Annotated in this window: 2 protein-coding genes; both read left to right on the top strand. The window is 35.7% G+C overall.

The window, feature by feature from the left end:
* The coding region (gene bamD / locus WGMM_RS00050) for an outer membrane protein assembly factor BamD (protein ID WP_410543196.1) at positions 1-662 on the top strand (662 nt) is incomplete at its 5' end.
* 113 nt (positions 663-775) lie between these two features.
* Positions 776-1,516: a YebC/PmpR family DNA-binding transcriptional regulator gene (locus WGMM_RS00045; RefSeq protein ID WP_038248082.1), complete on the top strand. Its 741-nt coding sequence runs from the start codon at positions 776-778 to the stop codon at positions 1,514-1,516.
* The last annotated feature ends 68 nt before the right edge of the window (positions 1,517-1,584 follow it).

Below are 1,584 nucleotides of genomic sequence, written 5' to 3'. Positions count from 1 at the left end.
AAAATCTTATGTATAAGACTTTAATCACGTGCTTTATTTTTCTAATTTGCTCCTTTACACAATCGTATGCGAATGATCTTGAAAAAACTGAAACTGAACTATATGAAGAAGCAGTTGAACTTTTTGACCAGAAAAATATAAACAAGCTATTAGGGCATTTCAAAAAGATAGAGGATTTGTACCCTTTCTCTTATTGGGCAAGGAAAGCAAAATTATTATCTGGGGTTTCTCACTATAATATGGGCAACTATAGAAGTGCTGCAAGTGATATGGATGATTATATATATGTTTATTCAAATGGTGAAGATTTACCATATGTATACTACTTAAGAGTATTATCTTATTACATGCAAATTAATAAAGTGCAACTTGGACAGCAAACTGCATATAAAACTTTAGAGCTAGCCACTGAGTACATTAATCTCTTTCCAGGCAGCGAATATGTAGACGAGATGAAGGAAAAAGCAAAGCTAATCACAGAGCATATATCAACAAAAGAGTACTCTATCGGTAAATTTTACCTGAGGCGTGGTGAATATTTAGCAGCAGTTAAGCGTTTCCAGAATATGGCAAGCTATAAGGATTCTAAATATTTTTCTAAGTCTATTAACCATTTAATAGCAGCCCATTCAGCTATTGGCCTTGACTTAGAAGCTAGCTAGTATGAAAGTATGTTATTAGCAGAAAACCTGCAAGATGCCAAGCCGGAGGCTTGAAAATTTGCTTTAGTTTTTTCTATGCTTTGATATATAATTAGGTTTCTAACTATTTGAATATGGCTGGTCATTCACAATTTTCAAATATAAAACATCGGAAAGGCGCTCAGGATGCAAAGCGCTCTCAAAAATTTACGAAGATGATTAGAGAAATAACAGTTGCTGCAAAGCAAGGGCTGCCCGATCCCGAACTCAACCCGCGCCTTCGCTCTGCTATATTTGCTGCACGCAAGGAAAATCTACCAAAAGATAAAATAGAAACAGCAATAAAAAATGCAACTGGTAACGTTGCTGGAGAAAATTACGAGGAAATACAATATGAAGGTCATGGGCCTTCTGGCACTGCACTCATTGTCCATGCCTTGACTAATAACCGCAACCGTACTGCTTCTGAGGTACGTTATATCTTTTCTCGTAAAGGTGGAAATTTAGGAGAAACAGGAAGTGTTAGTTACCTTTTCGATCATGTAGGCTTAATCGTCTATAAAGCAGAGGGTGTGAATTTTGATGATTTATTCAGTCATGGAATCGAATTAGAAGTATTGAATGTTGAGGAAAATGACAAAGAAGGATTACACGTTATAACTTGTGAAATAAAAGATTTTGGTAAAGTACGCGATGCCTTTTATGCAAAATTCGGAGAACCAGAACTTGCTCGTCTTTCACGGCAGCCAAAAGATCTGATTGAAATTAGCGATAAAGAGTTGATTGATAAATTATCTGCATTGGTTGAAGAGCTGGAAGATAATGATGATGTACAGTATGTGGAAGGTAATTTTACTTTTGTTGATAAGCTATGAGGCTGGTAATATTTGTATTGCTTTGTATTTTACCAGCATATGCTACTGAAACATCAACAGATCTTGCA

Source organism: Wolbachia endosymbiont of Glossina morsitans morsitans, from assembly GCF_000689175.1.
GTDB classification, from domain to species: Bacteria; Pseudomonadota; Alphaproteobacteria; order Rickettsiales; family Anaplasmataceae; genus Wolbachia; species Wolbachia pipientis.
This window is presented reverse-complemented; position numbering and strand designations above follow the sequence as displayed.

What these genes read in the sequence shown, in the direction of transcription:
- WGMM_RS00045 (WP_038248082.1), top strand. Translation starts at nt 776, where the DNA reads ATGGCTGGTCATTCACAATTTTCAAATATAAAACATCGGAAAGGCGCT.